At 47.5% G+C, this 20,148-nt stretch carries 10 protein-coding genes; 9 read left to right on the top strand and 1 reads right to left on the bottom strand.

Annotated elements, in window-relative coordinates; translation table 11 throughout:
• Positions 1–60 precede the first annotated feature (60 nt).
• The 6 genes from P6910_RS16950 to P6910_RS16975 all read left to right on the top strand — a co-directional run bounded on the left by P6910_RS16950 (position 61) and on the right by P6910_RS16975 (position 13,172).
• On the top strand, positions 61–2,055 hold the full coding sequence (locus P6910_RS16950) for a hypothetical protein (protein WP_317142454.1): 1,995 nt from the start codon (positions 61–63) through the stop codon (positions 2,053–2,055).
• A gap of 109 nt (positions 2,056–2,164) precedes the next feature.
• Positions 2,165–4,156 (top strand): hypothetical protein, encoded by a 1,992-nt coding sequence (locus P6910_RS16955; RefSeq protein WP_317142455.1) that lies wholly within the window; start codon positions 2,165–2,167, stop codon positions 4,154–4,156.
• A gap of 387 nt (positions 4,157–4,543) precedes the next feature.
• Entirely contained in the window at positions 4,544–6,562 is a 2,019-nt protein-coding gene (locus P6910_RS16960; RefSeq protein ID WP_317142456.1) for a hypothetical protein, read from the top strand.
• A 66-nt stretch (positions 6,563–6,628) separates the two neighbouring features.
• On the top strand, positions 6,629–8,866 hold the full coding sequence (locus P6910_RS16965) for a hypothetical protein (RefSeq protein WP_317142457.1): 2,238 nt from the start codon (positions 6,629–6,631) through the stop codon (positions 8,864–8,866).
• 117 nt (positions 8,867–8,983) lie between these two features.
• The gene (locus tag P6910_RS16970) at positions 8,984–11,152 is read left to right on the top strand and encodes a hypothetical protein (RefSeq protein WP_317142458.1); all 2,169 of its coding nucleotides are present in this window, start codon (positions 8,984–8,986) and stop codon (positions 11,150–11,152) included.
• 184 nt (positions 11,153–11,336) lie between these two features.
• A complete protein-coding gene (locus P6910_RS16975; RefSeq protein WP_317142459.1) occupies positions 11,337–13,172 on the top strand; it encodes a hypothetical protein in 1,836 nt (611 codons plus the stop codon).
• A 97-nt stretch (positions 13,173–13,269) separates the two neighbouring features.
• On the opposite strand, the gene P6910_RS16980 is transcribed toward P6910_RS16975, so the two are convergent.
• Complete coding sequence (locus tag P6910_RS16980) at positions 13,270–13,455, bottom strand: hypothetical protein (RefSeq protein ID WP_317142460.1); 186 nt, start codon at positions 13,453–13,455, stop codon at positions 13,270–13,272.
• A gap of 102 nt (positions 13,456–13,557) precedes the next feature.
• On the opposite strand from P6910_RS16980, the gene P6910_RS16985 reads away from it, so the two are divergent.
• From P6910_RS16985 to P6910_RS16995, 3 genes are all read left to right on the top strand, one after another.
• Positions 13,558–15,552, top strand: a complete 1,995-nt coding sequence (locus tag P6910_RS16985; RefSeq protein WP_317142461.1) for a hypothetical protein — start codon at positions 13,558–13,560, stop codon at positions 15,550–15,552.
• A gap of 63 nt (positions 15,553–15,615) precedes the next feature.
• Positions 15,616–17,910, top strand: a complete 2,295-nt coding sequence (locus tag P6910_RS16990; protein WP_317142462.1) for a hypothetical protein — start codon at positions 15,616–15,618, stop codon at positions 17,908–17,910.
• A 74-nt stretch (positions 17,911–17,984) separates the two neighbouring features.
• Positions 17,985–20,120, top strand: a complete 2,136-nt coding sequence (locus tag P6910_RS16995; protein ID WP_317142463.1) for a PABP-interacting PAM2 motif-containing protein — start codon at positions 17,985–17,987, stop codon at positions 20,118–20,120.
• Positions 20,121–20,148 lie beyond the last annotated feature (28 nt).

Raw genomic sequence — 20,148 nt, forward strand, 5'->3', positions numbered from 1 at the left:
GCCTGCAGGTACCACATTCAGGCATATGGGGTAACCGTTTTCCAGAGAGTTTAAATGGCTATGAGTTACAGATTAGCAACCACCACCACGGCCAGTTCAAGCACCACAACCACTATGACATCACACCTGTCACAGTGTGGTGCGTCCGGTTCAGATACCGATGAGAAAAAAAGTTGTCGATATACTTTAAACCCGGAAGCCAGAACGTTTATTCCAGGTGCTCGTCAACATTCCAACAGCCCTTCAAATATTACAGACCGGCAGGCAACTGCAAACCCGAGTTTTACGCCACGGACTTTTCAGCCAGGGAAGAAAAAACCCGTCCCTGAAGCTGTTAAAAAAAAGATCGATAGCGCTTTCGCAACATTCAACAATCAAAATTTCCCAGATGCAGAAAAAGCATTCCGGGTCATATTACACGAAAACAAGAACAGACTGAGTCCGTTCGATAAACAGAATATAACCGTTGGGCTTGCAAGATCGCTAAAGGAACAAACCCGCGAAAAACAATTGGAAGCCTGCTCTCTTCTGGAAGAACTCAGGCTTGAGGGAGAACTCACCCGCTTTGGAGCTTCGACCATTTATAACCTCGATCTGACCCTGAGCCTTTGTGAAGAAGCGCTTGGAAAGCACTTTGACGCTGAAACACGACTTTTGAAACTGAGAAAAAAAAGGCGCAATGCCGACGAGGAAACCCTGTGCAGACCTTCTCACTATTATCCCGCAGATATTACTAATGCCCGGCTATGGCAGTCTATGGGCAAACACACTCTGGCAGAAACGCTGCTACTGAACCTAAAAAAGGAGCTGGATCAAAGGCTGCAGCCAAAGCCTTATGCTTCAGCTGCACCAAAACTGCAAAAATACCTCGACAATGTAAATTTAGCTCTGGTGCGACACTGGGACGCGAAGAAGAAATATGAACTGGCTGAAAAACTGCTGCTGGAAATGAGTCGCAAGCATCCCAATAACAGTGAGAAGGTGCTCTGTGAGCCTTGTGGACACCATGACATTGACCTGACCCTGGCACGACTCTGGCAGACGATAGGCAAATATAAACGAACTGAAAAGCTGCTGCTGAACATGAGTGGTAAGCGCCCCGGTGCCAGTGAGGAAGAACTGTGCCAACCCAGCTGGCAGCATGAAACTGATCTGGCTCTGATTCGGTATTGGGAGCTGACAGGCAAATATAAATTAGCTGAAAAGCTGCTGCTGAGCCTGTGTGGCAAACATCCCGATGCCAGTGAAGAGATTCTGTGCAAGCCCTGCTGGCAGCATAACCTTGATCTTGCCCTGGCGCGACTTTGGGAGGCTGAGGGCAAATATCACCTGAGTGAAAGACTGTTGTTGAACATGATTGGCAAGCACTCCAACGACAGAGAAGAAATCCTGTCTGTGTCCAGTGGGCATCATGATATTGACCTGACTCTGGCGCTGCTCTGGCAGGCGATGCATAAACCTGAACTGACTGAAAGACTGCTGCTAAACATGAGTGGTAAATCCCTCAATGACAGTGAGGAAAGCCTTTGCAAACCCGCTGGCCATCACGACATTGACCTTGCTCTGATATTCTTCTGGAAAACGACAGGTAAACATGAAAGATTTCAAACACTGCTCAGGCGTTGCTGTGAGTTATATCATTCGGATGAATGTCAATTAACCCTGTTGAGCATGTCTGCCGGGAAAGCGGGATTTCTGGAAATGATCAGCCGCTATCCGGAAAATGCCAATACTTTGCTGGTTACCTCAATCCATTATTTCACTCTGGCTTGTGAGCACATAACCAATGACGACCTGAAGTCAGGAAACGATCACCTTGTGAAGGCGCTTGAGATTGTTGATTCGGTACTGGAAAAATACCCCTTCATTGCGGGAGCTTATTCACAAAAAGGGCATTGTCTCAGAATGCTGGGTAGAAGTGAGCAAGAATGGAAGGAATGGTTTATCAGAGCACTATCCCTTGACCCCGGACGGGAGTACAGGTGTAAAACTGATTTTTGGCGAAGCAATGAAGCCACTGCTCTTCAAAAAGTGCTGGCCTCACAGGTCAAATAGATAACCCTGAACTTTTATGTCCATTAACTGTCCAACGACTACCCCGTCTGCCTGCATCTATCACATTCAGGCATATGGGGTAACCGTTTTCCAGAGAGTTTAAGTGGCTATGAGTTACGGATTACCAACAACCACAACTGCCACGGCCAGTTCAAGCACCACAACCACTGCGACGTCGCAATCATCAGGGTATCTTGCCTCAGGTTCAGATACCGATTTGGCAACAAATCCTACCTCTAATTTAAACCCTGAAGCGCCAATTTTTATTCCACGTCTTCAAGTTTTTGATGAACGTTCGTACACACCTTCAAATATTTCAGACCGAGAAGCAAATGCATACCAGAGTTTGACTCCCCCGACGTTACAACAAAGAACGGTGAAAACCACTCCTAAGGCTATTCAAAAAGAGATCGATGACGCTTTCAAAATACTCAAGAATAAACAATTCACAGATGCAGAAACAGCATTCCGGGTCATCTTACTTAAATACGAGGGCACGCTGAGTCTGACCAGAGAACGGAGCGCAACCATAGGACTTGCCAGGTCGCTAGGAGAACAAACCCACGCAAAACAGATGGAGGCCCGCTCTCTTCTGGAAAAACTTAGCCTGCACGGAACATTCAACAGTTTCGGGGCTTCGAACATTTATAACCTTGATCTGACCCTAAGCCGTTGCGAAGAGAGCCTTGGATACTACCTTGACGCTGAAGCACGACTTTTGAGATTGAGAAAGAAAAAGCCTGGCGCCTCTGAGCAAAGCCTGTGCAAACCTTCACACTATTTTGATGCCGATATCACTAATGCACGACTCTGGCAAGCAATGGGTAAGCATGATCGGGCAGAAAGACTGCTGCTGAATATGAGTGGCAAGCATCCCCATAGCAGTGAGGATATTCTCTGCAAGCCCACTGGGAATCACAACATTGACCTGGGTCTGGTGCGACTCTGGGAAATAATGGGCAAACATAAGCTGGCTGAAAGGCAGATGCTGAACATGAGGAACAAGCATCCCGGTAACAGTGAAGAGATTCTGTGTAAGCCCACCGGGCATCATAGTATTGACCTGAGTCAGGTTCGACTCTGGCAAATGATCGGCAAATATAAACGAGCCGAAAAACTGCTACTGAGCATGAGTGGAAAGCAACTCTGTACCAACGAGGGAGAACTGTGCAAGCCCTGTGGGAATCGTGAAATTGACATGGCGCTGTCGCGACTCTGGCAGGTGATGGGCAAAAACAAACTGACGGAATGGCTGCTACTGAACATGAGTGGCAAGCATCCTGGTGCCAGTGAAGAGATTCTGTGCGAACCTTGCAGGCAGCATGACATTGATCTGACTCTGGCGCGGCATTGGGAGTTCATCAGCAAATATCGCCTTAGCGAAAGACTGCTGCTGAACATGATTGGCAAGCGCCCCAATGACAGAGAGGAGACCCTGTCTTTGTCCAGTGGGTATCATGATATTGACTTGGCGCTGGCGCGACTCTGGCCGAGGATGAATAAACCTGAACGGACTGAAAGACTGCTGCTGGACATGAGTGGTAAGTCCCTCAATGGCAGTGAGGAAAGCCTTTGCTGGCCCTCTGGTCATCATGACATTGACCTGGCTCTGATATATTTCTGGAAAATAACAGGTAAAACTGAACGTGCTCAAACACTGCTCAGACGTTGCCGTGATTTATATCATTCAAATGAATGTGAATATAGGCTGTTACTTTTGTCTGCCGGACAAGCAGAATTTATGGAAATGATTAGCAACTATCCGGAAAGTGCCAACATCTTGCTGGTTACCTCAATCCATTATTTCAGCCTGGCTTGTGAGCAGCTAACAAATGACGACCCGAAGTCAGGAAATGATAACCTTATGAAGGCGCTTGAGATTATTGAATCGGCACTGGAAAAATACCCTCACTGTGCGGGAGCTTATTCACAAAAAGGGCATTGCCTCAGGATGCTGGGTAGCAGTGAGCAAGAATGGAGTGAATGGTTTAAGAGAGCAGAAATCATCGACCCCGGTCGGGCATATAAGGTTAAAACTGATTTTTGGCGAAGCAACGAAGCCACCGCCCTTCAAAAGGTGCTGGCCTCAGAAGCGAAATAGATAAGCGTGAACTTTTTTGTCCGTTGACTGTCCAACGACTACCTTTTCTGCCTGCAGGTATCACATTCAGGCAAACGGGGTACCCGTTTTCCAGAGAGTTTCAATGGCATGAGTTACGGATTACCAACAACAACCAGTGCTGCCGCAAGTTCGAGCACCACGAGCACCACGACCACTGTGACATCGCATCCATCACAGTATTGTGCGTCAGGTTCATATGCTAATGCGGTAAAAAAACTACCGTCTACCTCAAAACGGGAAGCTAAGTCTCTTGCTCCACGTGCCCAACTTCTAAAAGATGCTCATCAACTTTCGAACAGATCCTCAAATATTTCAGGCCGGCAAGCAACTGCGTACCGGGGGCGTACTCCCCGGACGTTTCAACCAGTGGCGAAGAGGCCCTCTCCTGAAGCTATTGAGAAAAATATCAATGATGCTTACGCAATATTCCATAATAAAAATTTCATAGAGGCAGAAAAAGCATTCCGAATCATCTTACAAAAATACCAGAGTCTACTGCGTTCATTCGAGAGGCAGAACATCACCATAGGTCTTGCAAGATCGTTAAAAGAGCAAACCTTCGAAAAACAGAAAGAAGCCTGCTCTATTCTGGAAGAACTCCGGTTAGATGGAAGATTCAACAGTTTCGGGGCTTCAACCATTCATAACCTTGATCTGGCTCTGAGCCGCTGTGAAGAGGCACTTGGAAGGAACTTTGAAGCCGAAAGACGACTTTTGAGACTGAGAAGAAAAAATCGCAATGCGGATGAGAACGAGCTGTGCAAGCCTTCTCGTTATTATGACGCAGATATTTCCAATGCCCGTCTCTGGCAGTCTATGGGCAAACACACGCTGGCTGAAACACTCTTACTGAACATAAAAACAGAGCTGATTAACGAGCTGCAGAAAAAACTATACGCGCATAAAGCATCAAAACTGCGTAAATACCTTGATACCGTCAATTTGGCTCTGGGGAGAATCTGGCCGTTGATGGACAAGCATCAACAATCTGAAGAGCTTCTTCTCGAAATGATTGGCAAGCGCCCCGATGACAATGAGGACAGGCTCTGCAAGCACTCTGATCGTAAAGACATTGACCTGGCTCTGGTGATTGTCTGGCTGGATTTGCACAAGCGTGAACGGGCTGAGAGACTGCTGCTGAGCGTGAGTCGCAAGAATCCTCATGACAATGAGGAGACTCTGTGCAGCCCTATTGGCCATCCTGGCATTGACTTAGCCCTGGTGCGAGTGTGGGAACTGACAGAAAAAAATAAGCTGGCTGAAAAACTGCTGTTAAACATGAGTTGTAAGCACCCCAATGACGATGAGGAGGTTCTGTGTAAGCCCTGTGGGCATCATGACACTGATCTTACTCTGGTGCGACTCTGGGAGAAGCTATACAAACATGAAAGAGCTGAAAAGCTGCTGCTGAACATGAGTGGAAAGCACTTTTGTGCCAGCGAGGAAGAACTGTGCAAGCCCATTTGGAATCGTGAAATCGACCTGGCTCTGGTTCGACATTGGGAGCTGAAGGGCAAATATAAATTAGCTGAAAAGCTGCTATTGAACATGAGTGGAAAGCATCCCGTTGCCAGTGAAGAGATTCTGTGCAAGCCCTGCTGGCAGCACGCCATTGATCTGGCTCTAGTGCGATTTTGGGAGGTTGTGGGCAAATATCACCTGAGTGAAAGACTGCTGTTGAACATGATTGGCAAGCAACCCAATAACACTGAAGAGATTCTGTGTGAGCCCAGTGGACATAATGATCTTGACCTGACTCAGGTGCGACTCTGGCAGATGATGGACAAACCTGAACGGGCTGAAAGGCTATTGCTAAACATGAGTAGCAAGTCCCTCAATGTCAGTGAAGAAAGCCTCTGCAAGCCCACTGGTCAACATGACATTGATCTGGCTCTGGTATGTGTCTGGGCAAAGACAGGCAAACAAAAATGGGCTGAAAGACTGCTCAGGCGTTGCCGTGATCTTTATCATTCGAATGAATGTGAATATACGCTGTTAAGTTTATTTGCCGGGCAGTCAGGATTTATGGAAATGATTAGCAACTATCCGGAAAGTGCCAATACCTTGCTGGTTACCTCGATCCATTATTTCAGCCTGGCGTGTGAACGGATAATAGAAGAAGGTCCGAAGTCAGGAAACGATAACCTGATGAAGGCGCTTGAGATTGTTGAATCGGCACTGGAAAAATACCCTCTCAGTGCGGGAGCTTATTCACAAAAAGCGCATTGTCTCAGAATGCTGGGTAGAAGTGAGCAAGAATGGAGGGAATGGTTTAACAGAGCACTATCCCTTGACCCCGGACGGGCATATAAGGTTAAAACTGATTTTTGGCGAAGCAACGAAACCACTGCTCTTCAAAAGGTGCTGGCCTCACAGGTTAAGTAGATAGCCATGAACTTTTAGATCCTTTTGCCGTCCAAAAGCGTAAGTTTTCAGGAATACCAGATTGCTATGAGTTACGGATTACCCTCAACCACCAGTGCTGCAACCAGTACGACACCTCAACTGCCGCAGAAAGCAGATTCTGTGACAACAGAGCGTCAATTTACCTTAAACCCTGAAGCCGCTCCGTTTGTGCCTCGTGATCAGGGTGTTGATCAATGGAACACACCCTCAACTATTAGAGACCGACAAGCCACTAGACGCGAAACAGATGAACCTCAGAAATTTCATCAATGGAGAAAGAAAAAAACATACACTGATGAGACTGTAAAAAGGATAAATGACGCTTACGATGCACTGAAAACACAAAAATTCAGTAGTGCAGAAGTGGCATTTCGATCCATCTTACGCATAGACAAGGATGTACTGAGTCAATACGACTACCAAAAGATGCACATAGGGCTTGCAAGGTCTCTGAATGAGCAAACCCGGGAAAAACAGGAAGAAGCATGCTCTCTTCTGAAAGAGCTCAGGTCGAATGCATCGCTCAATAAGTTCGGGGCTTCGACCATTTTTAACCTTGACCTGACCCTGAGCCGAAGTGAACAGACACTGGGACGATACCTTGATGCAGAAACACGACTTTTAAGACTGAGAAACAAAAAGCTCGACGCCGATCTAAAGGCACAATGCGAGGCTTCTGACAATTTTGACGCTGATATTGCTATTGCACGACTTTGGCAACTTATAGAAAAACACACGCGAACTGAAACACTCCTGCTAAATGTGAAATCAAGGCTGACTGAAAAGCTGCAGTCGAAGCAATCCGCTGCTGCTGTTGAAAAACTTCATCAAAAACTCCGTATGGTAAATATTGCTATGGCGCGACTCTGGCAGGTGATGGGCAAATCTCAATGGGCTGAAGATCTGCTGCTGAACATGAGTGGCAAGCACCCCAGCGACAGAGAGGAGGTCCTGTGCAAGCCCTCTCGAGATCTTTATATCGACCTCAGCCTGACGCGACATTGGGAGTTGATAGGCAAATATAAATTGACTGAAAAGCTGCTGCTTAACCTGAGCGGCAAGCACCCCAGCGACACTGAGGAAGAACTGTGCAAACCCTGTAAGCATCACGGGATTGATCTGACCCTGGTGCGACATTGGGAGCTGACGGGCAAATATAAATTGGCTGAAAAGCTGTTGCTGAACATGAGTGGCAAGAACTTCAATAGCAGTGAAGAGGACCTGTGTAAGCCCTGTGGGCATCATGAAATTGACATGACTCTGATGCGACTCTGGCAAATTATGGGCAAACATAAACGGGCTGAAAAACTGCTGCTGAACATGAGTAGCAAGCACCCTGATGCCAACGAGGAGACTCTTTGCACCCCCTGTGGGAATTATCTGATTGATCTGGCTCTGGTGCGATATTGGGAGCTGGTGGGCAACAATCAACTGGCTGAAAAGCTGCTGCTGAACATGACTGGCAAGCACCCTGATGCCAGCGAGGAAGAACTTTGCAAGCCCTGCTGGCTGCATGACATTGATCTGACTCTCGCGCGATATTGGGAGATTGCGGGCAAATATAACCTGAGTGAAAGACTGCTGCTGAACATGATTGAAAAGCACCCCGATGACAGTGAGGAGATCTTGTGTCAGCTCAGTGGGCATCAATATGTTGACCTGGCTCTTGTACGACTATGGCAAGCGATGGATCAACCTGAACGGAGTGAAAAACTGCTGCTGAACATGTGTGGTAAGTCACTCAATGACTGTCAGGAAGACCTGTGCAAGCCCTGTGGTCATCATGACGTTGATCTGACTCTGGTATGCTGTTGGGAGACAACAGGCAGAAGTGAATGGGCTGAAAGGCTGCTCAGGCGCTGTCGTGACTTGTATCATACCAATGAATGTGAGTATTTGCTCTTAAGCTTGTCTTGCGGGCAGCCCGGATTTATGGAAATGATTAGCCACTATCCGGAAAGTGCCAATACCTTGCAGGTTACCTCAATCCACTATTTCAAACTGGCTTGTGAGCGGATTATAAAAGAAGGTCCGAAGGCAGGGAACGATAACCTTAATAAGTCGCTTGAGATTCTTGAATCCTTACTGGAAAAGTATCCTCCCAATGCGGGAGCTTATTCGCAAAAAGCGCATTGTCTCAGAATGCTGGGTAGAAGTGAGCAAGAATGGAGGAAATGGTTTGACAGAGCAGAATCCCTTGACCCCGGCCGGGCATATAAGAGTAAAACCCATTTTTGGCGAAGGGACGAAGCCGCTGCTCTTCAAAAGGTGCTGGCCTCATAGGTTAAATAGATAAGTCTGAACTTTTATGCCCATTAACTGTCCAACGACTACCCTGTCTGTCTGCAGGTATCACATTCAGGCAGGTGGGAAAACGTTTTCCAGAGAGTTTAAATGGCTATGAGTTACGGATTACCAACAACCAGTGCTACCGCAAGTTCGAACTCAACGACCACTTTGGCATCCCAACCTTCACAGTATTGTGCGTCAGGTTCAGATGCGGCTGCAGCAACAGGGCGCAGGTTTACCTTTAATCCGGAAGCACCAACGTTTATTCCAGGTAGGCGACTTCATCAAGGTGTTCAAGAACGTTCGAACAGACTCTCAACTATTTCAGACCGGCAGGCAACTGAATACCAGGGGGTTACTCCCCGGACCTTTTACCCGGGAGCGAAGAACTCATCTTCTGGAGCTATTGAGGAAGAGGTCAGTGATGCTTTCGCAATACTCGATAATAAAAATTTCATAGAGGCAGAAAAAGCATTCCGGATCATCTTACACAAAAACCAGGGCATACTGAGTTCATTCGATAAGCAGAACATAACTATCGGTCTTGCAAGATCGCTAAAAGAGCAAACCTTCGAAAAACAGATAGAAGCCTGCTCTATTCTGGAAGAGCTCAGGTTAGATGGAACATTCACCAGCTTAGGGGCTTCGACCACTTATCACCTTGATCTGACCCTTAGCCTCTGTGAAGAGGCTCTTGGAAGGCACTTTGATGCCGAAGCACGACTTTTGAGACTGAGAGAGAAAAGGCGCAATGCCAATGAGGAGGTCCTGTGCAAACCTTCTCGCTATTATGCTGCAGACATTACTAATGCCCGACTATGGCAGTCTATGGGCAAACACAGGCTGGCTGAAGCCCTCCTAATGAACATACAGGCAGAGCTGATTAACGAGCTGCAGTCAAAACCATACATTCCTGCTACATCAAAACTGCGTAAATACCTCGATACCGTCAATGTGGCTCTGGGACGAATCTGGCAGTTGATGGACAAACATCACCAGTCTGAAGAGCTGCTAATGAAAACAAGTCGCAAGCATCCCGATGACCCTGAGGAGATTCTGTGCAAACCCAGTGGCCAGCGAGGCATTGACCTGGCTCTGGTGCGAATCTGGGAAATGATGGACAAAAATGAGCTGGCTGAAAAACTGTTGCTGAATATAAGTAACAAGAACCCCAATGACAATGAGGAGACCCTCTGCAAGTCGTGTGGGGATCGTGACCTTGATCTGACTCTGGCACGGCTCTGGCAGATGACTGGCAGACATAAACGAGCTGAAAAACTGCTGTTGAGCATGAGTGGCAAGCACCCTTATGCCAACGAGGAGATCCTTTGCAAGCCCTGTGGGAATTGTAAAACAGACCTGGCTCTGGTGCGATATTGGGAGCTGACCGGCAACTATAAATTGGCTGAAAAACTGCTGCTGAACATCTGTGGCAAGCATCCCGGTGCCAGTGAAGAGATCCTGTGCGCACCCTGCTGGCGGCATGTCATTGATCTGACTCTGGTGCGACACTGGCAGATTAGAGGCAAATATAAACGAGCTGAAAAACTGCTGTTGAACATGATTGGCAAGCACTCCAGTGACATTGAGGAGATCCTGTGTGAGCCCAGTGGGCATTATGATATTGACCTGACTCGGGCGCGACTCTGGCAGCTGATGGGCAAGCCTGAACAAACTGAAAGACTGCTGCTGAACATTAGTGCCAAATCTCTCAATGACAGTGAGGAAAGCCTGTGCAGGCCCTGTGGTCATCATGACATTGATCTGGCTCTGGTATGCTCTTGGGAGATAATAGGCAGAAATAAATGGGCTGAAAGGCTGCTCAGGTGTTGCCGTGATTTGTATCAGACGAATGAATGTGAGTATATGCTCTTAACCATGTCTTCCGGGCAGCCCGGATTTATGGAAATGATTAGTCACTATCCGCAAAGTGCCAACACCTTGCTGGCTACCTCAATCCACTATTTCAAGCTGGCTTGTGAGCAGATAATAAAAGATGGTCCGAAGGCAGGAAACGATAACCTTAATAAGTCGCTTGAGATTCTTGAATCGTTACTGGAGAAATACCCTCCCAATGCGGCAGCTTATTCGCAAAAAGCGCATTGTCTCAGAATGCAGGGCAGAAGTGAGCAAGAATGGATAGAATGGTTTGGCAGAGCAGAATCCCTTGACCCCAGTCGGGTATATAAGGGTAAAACTCATTTTTGGCGAAGCAACGAATCTACCGCTCTTCAAAAAGTGCTGGCCTCGATGGTTAACCAGGAGGCTGACCGAGCATAGCGCCCGTCCAGGCGACCCCATAGCGAGGACAGCAGAAAATTGAGAATAAAAATCCGCTTTTGCTCGTCAAATAGCTCGCTCTTCTCGATCAGCTTCCCAGATTCCACAGCTTAAATAGACATCAATGAACTTTTAGATCCGTTTGTCGTCCAATAGCATAAGTTTCCGGGAACTTCAGACTGCTATGACTTACGGACTACCTCCAATCACCAATGCTGCGACCAATACGACACCACAATCGCCGCACAATGCAGATTCTGTAACAACAGAGCGTCGATTTACCTTGAATCCGGAAGCCACTCCGTTTGTTCCTCGTAATCAGGGTGTTAGTCAATGGAACACACCCATAGATATTAAAGAACGACAAGCCACTACGTGCAAAAAATGTCGACCTGGGAAGGTTCATCGACGGGGAGGGGAAAAAAAATACCCTGATGAGACTGTAAAAAGGATTAATGACGCTTACGAAGCACTGAAAACACAAAAATTCAGTCTTGCAGAAGGCCTATTCAGGACAATCTTGCATATAGACAAAAACATACTGAAACAATACGACTACCAAAAGATGCACATAGGGCTTGCCAGGTCACTAAACAAGCAAACCCGCGAAAAACAGGAAGAAGCTTGCTCGTGTCTGGAGAAACTCAGGTCAAATGCACCGCTCAATGAATTCGGGACTTCAACCATTCATAACCTTGACCTGACCCTGAGCCTCTGTGAAGAGGCACTTGGACGTTACATTGATGCTGAAAGACGGCTTTTGAGACTGAGAAACAAAAAGCACGATGCCAATGAGGAGACCTGGTGCGAGCCTTCTGATGACTTTGACGCTGATATTGCTAATGCCCGACTGTGGCAGACTATGAAAAAACACAAGCTGGGTGAAACACTCCTGCTGAAATTGCAAGCAGAACTGACTATAGAATTGCAATCGTGCCGATCCACTGCCGCTGCTAAAAAACGGCATAAATGCCTCCGCACCATAAATCTGACTCTGGCGCTAATCTGGCAGGATAAGGGCAAATATGAATGGACTGAAGATCTGCTGTTGAAGATGAGTGGCAAGCAGCCTGATGACATTGAAGAAATTCAATGCAAGCCCTGCGAGCATCATGAGATTAACCTGATCCTGTCGCGACACTGGGAAGTGATGGGCAAATATAATCGGGCTGAAAGACTGCTGCTGAACATGAGCGACAAGCCTCCCGATGCCAGTGAGGACATTCTTTGCAAGCCTTCCGGTCATCATGACATTGATCTGGCTCTGGTGAGACATTGGGAGGTCTTGGGCAAATTTCACCTCAGTGAAAGACTGCTGCTGAACCTCAGCGGCATGGACCCCCGTGACACTGAGGAGACCCTGTGTCAGCCCTGCGGACATCATGATTTTGATCTGGCTCGGGCACGGCTCTGGCAGGTCATGGATAAACCTGAACGGACTGAAAAACTGCTGCTGAACATGAGCGGCAAGCATCACTCTATGAGTGAAGAGACCCTTTGCAAGCCCTCTGGCAAACATGACATTGATCTGGCCCTGGTACGATTGTGGGAGGTGGTAGGCCAACTTGAACGGGCTGAAAGACTGCTTAGGCCTTGCCGTGAATTATATCATTCCAGTGAATTTGAATACGCACTCTTAAGACTATGCGCCGGGAGAGAAGGATTTATGGAAATGCTTAGAAGCTATCCGGAAAGTGCCTATAAAATGCAGGCTGTCTCGATCCATTATTTCAGTCTGGCTTGTGAGCAGATAATAAAAGATGGCCTGAAGTCAGGAAAAGATAACCTTAAAAAGGCTCTTGAGTCTGCTGAAGCGACAATAGAGAAGTACCCTCACTGTGCGGGCGCTTATTCGCAGAAAGCACACTGTCTCAGAATGGGGGGCGCCAGTGAGCAGGAATGGCGGAAATATTTCGATAAAGCCTGCTTCCTTGACCAAAGTCGAGCCTATAAGGGTAAAACAGATTCATGGCGAAGCAGCGAAGCCGCTGCTCTCGAGATTCAAGGTCTCACTATTTAATTGACATCCTCCCCGCCGTGAAGAGGGTGTCGCAAAACTCCAACAGCTCGTTCCCATGCTCTGAGGTCGTCATTCCCGCGAAGGCGGGAATCCAGCGCTAACGGTGGATCTCTGCCTTCTCGGGGATGACAGGGGGGGGCACCGGGCAGTATGGTTCTGGTGGAGAGTCAGTGTGGATTCCCGCCTTCGCGGGAATGACGAGAGTGAAGCCGGGAATGACGAGAATGAAGTCGGGAATGACGGGAGTCAACTCGTTCGCACGCTGGAGAGAGTTTTGCGACACCCTCTAGAAGTACGGGGTTTTACGCTCATTCGATAAATATGAATGAACTTTTAGATCCGTTTGCCGTCCAAGAGCATAAGCTTCCAATGATTTTAGATTGCTATGAGTTACGGATTACCTCCAGTTACCAAAGCTACGACCAGTACGACACCGCAACCGCCGCAGAAAGCAGATTCTGTAACAACAGAGCGTCGATTCACCTTAAACCCGGAAGCCGCTCCGTTTGTTCCTCGTAACCAGGGCGTTGATAAATGGAACGCACCTTCAAATATTAGAAACCGACAAGCCACTGCACGCGAAACCCATGCACCTCAGAAGTTTCATCGATGGAGAGAGAAACCAATATACCCTGATGATACTGTAAAAAGGATGAATGACGCTTACGATGCACTGAAAACACAAAAATTCAGTCGTTCAGAAGTGGCATTTCGATCCATCTTACGCATAGACAAGGACGTACTGAATCAATACGACTACCACAAGATGCACATAGGGCTTGCCAGGTCTCTGAATGAGCAAAACCGGGCAAAACAGGAAGAAGCATGCTCCCTTCTGAAAGAGCTCAGGTCGAAGACACCGGTCAATGAGTTCGGGGCCTCGATCATTCATAACCTTGACCTGACCCTGAGCCGAAGTGAACAGGCACTGGGACAATACCTTGATGCAGAAACACGACTTTTAAGACTGAGAAACAAAAAGCCCGATGCCGATGTACAAGCACTGTGCAAGTCTTCTGACAATTTTGACGCTGATATTGCTATTGCACGACTTTGGCAGCTTATGAAGAAACACAGGCTGACCGAAACACTCCTGCTAAATCTGAAAGCAGAGCTGACTGAAAAGCTGCAGCCGAAGCAATCCGCTGTTGCTGTTGAAAAACTGCATCAAAAACTCCGTACCGTAAATATGGCTATGGCGCGACATTGGGAGCTGACGGGCAAATATAAATTGGCTGAAAAGTTGTTGCTGAATATGAGTGGCAAGAACCTCAATAACAGTGAAGAAGTCCTGTGTAAGCCCTCTGGGCATGATGACATTGACCTGACTCTGATGCGCCTCTGGGAGATTATGGGCAAACATAGACAAACTGAAAAACTGCTGCTGAACATGAGTAAAAAGTCACCTGATGCCAGCGAGGAGACTCTTTGCTCCCCCTGTGGGAATTATCTGACTGACCTGGCTCTGGTGCGATATTGGGATCTGGTGGGCAACAATCCATTGGCTGAGAAGCTGCTGCTGAACATGAGTGGCAAGCATCCTGATGCCAGCGAGGAAGAACTCTGCAAGCCCTGCTGGCAGAAAGAGATTGATCTGACTCTGGTGCGATTTTGGGAGGTTGTTGGCAAATACAGCCTGAGTGAAAGACTGCTGTTGAACATGATTGAAAAGCACCCCGGTGACAGTGAGGAGATCTTGTGTCAGCCCAGTGAGCATCAGGATGTTGACCTGGCTCTTGCAAGACTATGGCAAATGATGGATCAACCTGAACGGTGTGAAAAACTGCTTCTGAAAATGTGTGGTAAGTCACTCAATGATCATCAGGAAAACCTGTGCCAGCCCTCTGGCAACCATGACAATGATCTGGCACTGGTCCACCACTGGCAGATAATGGGCAATGGACTGGCTGAAAAACTGACCAAACGTTGCTATGCGTTATACCATTCGAATGAATGCGAATTAGCACTGCTTGGCTTTTCTGCCGGGAAAGCAGAATTTATGGAAATAATCAGCCGCCAGCCGGAAAGTGCCAATACCCTGATAGTGACTTCGATCCATTATTTCAGACTGGCTTGTCAGCAGATTTTAGAAGATGACCCGAAGTCTGGAAAAGATAATCTGGATAAGGCTCTTGAGTATGTAGAATCGGCAATAACGAAGTATCCTCAGAACGCGGGAGCTTGTTCGCAAAAAGCTCATTGCCTCAGAATGATGGGCGCAACAGAGAGAGTGTGGCAGGGATTATTCCAACAAGCCTACTTACTTGACGCCAGCAGGACACATAAGGGTAAAGCCCATTTTTGGCGAAGGGAAGAAGCCGCTGCTCTTCAGAAGTTACAGGGTCTCACTAAAAAATTACCTGATCAGGTACCTGGTTAACCATGAACTTTTATGTTCGTTTGATGTCCAAAGGCATAAGTTTCCAAGTATGTTAAGTGACTTATGAGCTACGGATTACCACCAACCACCGGCACCACGGCCAGTTCGAGCACTTCGACCAGTGCGACAACGCAACCGCCAGGGTATCGTGCGTCAGGTTCAGGTCGGGATGCGACCGAAAAGAGCCAATCTTCCTCATGCACGAACGTTTCAACGTTTATTCCACGTGGTCCGCAGGCTCAACGTGGTCACCAATATCCTGACAGATCCTTAAATATTAGGGACCGGCAAGCAAAGGCAAGCCAAAACCCTTCACTACAAACGTTTCACCAAAGCGATAATGCGACGCAACCCAAGACGGCTAAAAGAGCAAAAATCAATGACGCCTTTAAAGAGCTGAGCAAACAAAAATTCAGCAATGCAGAAGAAGCATTTCGGACCATCTTGAAGGAAGGCAAGAATAAACTGAGTGATCACGAGCGCAAAAACCTGACGATAGGACTTGCAAGGTCGCTCAAAGAGCAAACCCACGAAAAACAGAAAGAAGCCTGCTCTCTTCTGAAAGAGCTCAGGTTGAAGGGAAAGTTCAGTGCCTTCGGGGCTTCGACCATTCCTAATCTTGATCTGACCCTGAGCCTCTGTGAACAGGCACTTCGACATTACCCTGATGCTGAAGCACGACTGACAGCACTGAGAAACATCAAGCCGGATGCCGATGAGGAGACCCTGTGCGAGCCTTCTGGCAATTTTGACGCTGATATTGCCAATACACGACTATGGCAGTTTATGAAAAAAAACACACTGGCTGAAACACTCCTGCTGAAAATGGAAAAACAGCTGACAAGTGAGCTGAAGTGGAGACAATCCGCTGTAACTTGCACTGTAACTATAGAAAGACTGCATAAATACCTCCATATCGTAAAAATTGCTCTGGCGCGACTCTGGCAGTGGGAAAGCAAATATGAAAAGGCTGAAGATCTGCTGCTGAACATGAGTGGCAAACACCCCGGTGCCAGTGAAAAAGTGCTATGCAAGCCTTGTGAAGATCATGATGTGAATCTGACTCTGGCAATAGTCTGGCAGGACATGGGCAAATATCAACTGATTGAAAAGCTGCTTCTGAACATGAGCGGTAAGCCCCTCAATGCAAGCGAGGACATACTGTGCAAACCCTGCAGCCAACATGACATTAACATGGCTCTGGCTGTGCACTGGGTGATAGCGGGCAAAAATCATCTGGCTGAAAAACTGCTGCTGAACATGAGTAACAAGCCCCTCAATGCCAGCGACAACATCCTTTGCAGACCCACTGGACAGCTTGATGTTGACCTGACTCAGGCGCGAATTTGGGAGGTAACAGGAAAACATCATCTGACTGAAAGACTGCTACTGAACATGAGTGGCAAGGACCCCAAAGCCAGTGAATACCTCCTTTGCCAGGCTTGTGGGCATTACAGAATTGACATAACTCTGGCGTATCACTGGGAACATGGGGGCAAATATAGATTGTCTGAAAGGCTGCTATTGAGCATGTGTGGCAAACACCCCAATAACCTTGAGGAAATTCTGTGCAAACCCTCCGGGCAACCTGAGATTGAAATGTCCCTTGTGAGACTCTGGCAGGAGATGGACCAACACGAACGGGCTGAAAAGCTGCTGCTGAACATGTGTAACAAGTATCCCGATGCCAGTGAGGATATTCTGTGCAAACCCTCTGGCCATGATGTTATCGATCTGGCCCTGGTGAGATATTGGCAGATAACAAAAAAATATCAACTCGCTGAGAAGCTGCTGCTGAACGCGAGTGACAAGCATCCCGATGCCAGTGAGGACATTCTCTGCAAACCTTGCGGACGTCATGACATTGATCTGGCTCTGGTTCGCACCTGGGAGATGATTGACAAACGTGAGCTGGCCAAGAGACTGATTGAGCGCTGCTGTGAATTATATCATTCGAAAGAATGTCAATTCACACTCTTGATCTTATCTTGCGGGCAACCAGGATTTATGGAAATGATTAGCCGCTATCCGAAGAATGAAAATACATTGCTGGCCACCTCGATCCATTATTTCACTTTGGCTTGTGAGCAGATAATAAATGATAACCCGGAGTCAGGAAAAGAAAGCCTGAGAGAGGCTTTTGAGACCGTGGTATCACTGCTGGAAAAGCACCCCAACAGTGCGGGCGGTCTTTCGCAAAAAGCGCATTGTCTCAGAATGATGGGTGCCACCAGGCAGGAATGGAAGGAATACTTCAAAAAAGCCCAAACCCTCGACTTGAAACGGGCGCATTCGCGTAAAAATGATTTTTGGCGAAGAGACGAAGCTTCTGCTCTTCAAAAGTTGCACTGTCTCTAAGAGTGAATGGATCAGGGAACCTTAATATCCGTTCACTGTCAAAGAGCTGAGTTTTCCTGGAAGTACTGATTGCCATGAGTTACGGATTTACAGCAACAGACAGCGCCGCAACCAATACGACATCGCAACCGTCACAGAATCCTGCGTCAGGTCCAGAGCATACTTCTAAGCTTAATCCTGATGCTCCAGTGTTTATTCCACGTGCTGAACGTGTTCAGCCTATTGATGATCATTCGAACACATTCCCAACTATTTCAGGCAGACAGGTCACTGCAAGCGAAACCTTTGCTCCCCGGACATTTCACCAAAGGAAGAATATCCGCTGTCCTGAAGCTATTAAGGAAGAGATCGATAACGCTTACAAGGCACTGATGAATAAAAAATTCATCGATGCAGAAGCAGCATTCCGGCTCATCCTGGACAAAAACGAAAGCATCTTAAGTAGATCCGAGCACCAGAGCGTCGTCATTGGGCTTGCAAGGTCTCTAAAAGAGCAAACCTACACAAAACAGAAAGAGGCCTGCTCTCGTCTGGAAGAACTCAGGTCGAAAGCACCACTCAATGACTTCGGGGCCTCGACCATTCATAACCTTGACCTGACCCTGAGCCGATGTGAAGAGGCGCTGGGACGGTACCTTGATTCTGAAGTACGACTTAAAGCGCTGAGAAACATCAAGCCCGATGCCGATAAGGAGACCCTGTGCAAGCCTTCTGGCAATTTTGACGCGGATATTGCCAATGCACGACTATGGCAGCTTATGGAAAAGCACACACAGTCTGAAAGACTCCTGCTGAAAATGGAAGAACAGCTGTCAAGCGAGCTGAAGCGGAGCCGATCCGCTGCAAAGAAAAAAAGACTGCGTAAACATCTCCATATCGTAAAACTCGCTCTCGCACGACACTGGCAGGTGATGAACAAATATCAACTGGCTGAAGATCTGTTGCTGAAGATGAGTGACAAACACCCCGGTGTCAGTGAGGAGACGCTATGCAGGCCATGCAAAGATCACGACGTGAATCTGGCTCTGGCGAGACTCTGGGAGAACATGGGCAAATATCAACTGACTGAAAAGCTGCTGCTGAACATGAGTGGGAAGCCTCCTGATGCAAGCGAGGACAGACTGTGCAAACCCTGCAGGCAACATGACATTAACATGGCTCTGGCAGTGTTCTGGGAGCTAATGGGAAAACCTCATCTGACTGAAATACTGCTACTGAACATGAGTAACAAACACCCCAAAGCCAGTGAATACCTCCTTTGCCAGGCTTGTGGGCATTACGAGATTGACATAACTCTGGCGCGACACTGGGAGCATGAGGGTCAATATAGATTAGCTGAGAGGCTGCTATTGAGCATGTGTGGCAAACACCCCAATAACCTTGAGGAAATTCTGTGTAAAGCCTCCGGACACTCTGAGATTGACCTGAACCTGGCATTCCTCTGGCAGAACATGGGCAAATATCAACTGACTGAAAAGCTGCTGCTGAATATGAGTGGCAAGCATCCCGATGCCAGTGAGGATATTCTGTGCAAACCCTCTGGCCATCATGCTATTGATCTGACCCTGGTGAGATATTGGGAGATAACAGACAAACATCATCTGGCTGAGAAGCTGCTGCTGAACATGAGTGGCAAGCATCCCGATGCCAGTGAAGACATTCTCTGCAAACCTTGCGGATATCATGACATTGACCTGGCTCTGGTCCACCACTGGGAGAAGATTGACAAACGTAGGCTGGCCAGGAGACTGATTGAGACCTGCTGTGAATTATATCATTCGAAAGATTGTCAATTTACACTCTTGATCTTCTCTTGCGGGCAACCAGGATTTATAGAAATGATTAGCCGTTATCCGGAGAATGACAATACATTGCTGGCCACCTCAATCCATTATTTCAATTTGGCTCGTGAGCAGATAATAAATGATGACACGGAGTCAGGAAAAGAGAACCTGAGTCTAGCCCTGGAGACTGCGGAATCACTGCTGGAAAAGTACCCCAACAGTGCGGGTGGTCTTTCGCAAAAAGCACATTGTCTCAGAATGATGGGCGCCGATACGCAGAAATGGCAGAAATATTTCAATAAAGCCAACTTCCTTGACCGGAGCCGGACACGCAGAGATAAAACTAACTTATGGCGAAGCAGCGAAGCCGCTGCTCTTCAGAAGCTGCAGGGGCTGAAAGAGCAAATGGATCACAAGGAACTTTAATATCCGTTAATTGTCCAACAGCGTAGTT

The organism is Endozoicomonas sp. 8E (assembly GCF_032883915.1).
Taxonomy (GTDB): Bacteria; Pseudomonadota; Gammaproteobacteria; order Pseudomonadales; family Endozoicomonadaceae; genus Endozoicomonas_A.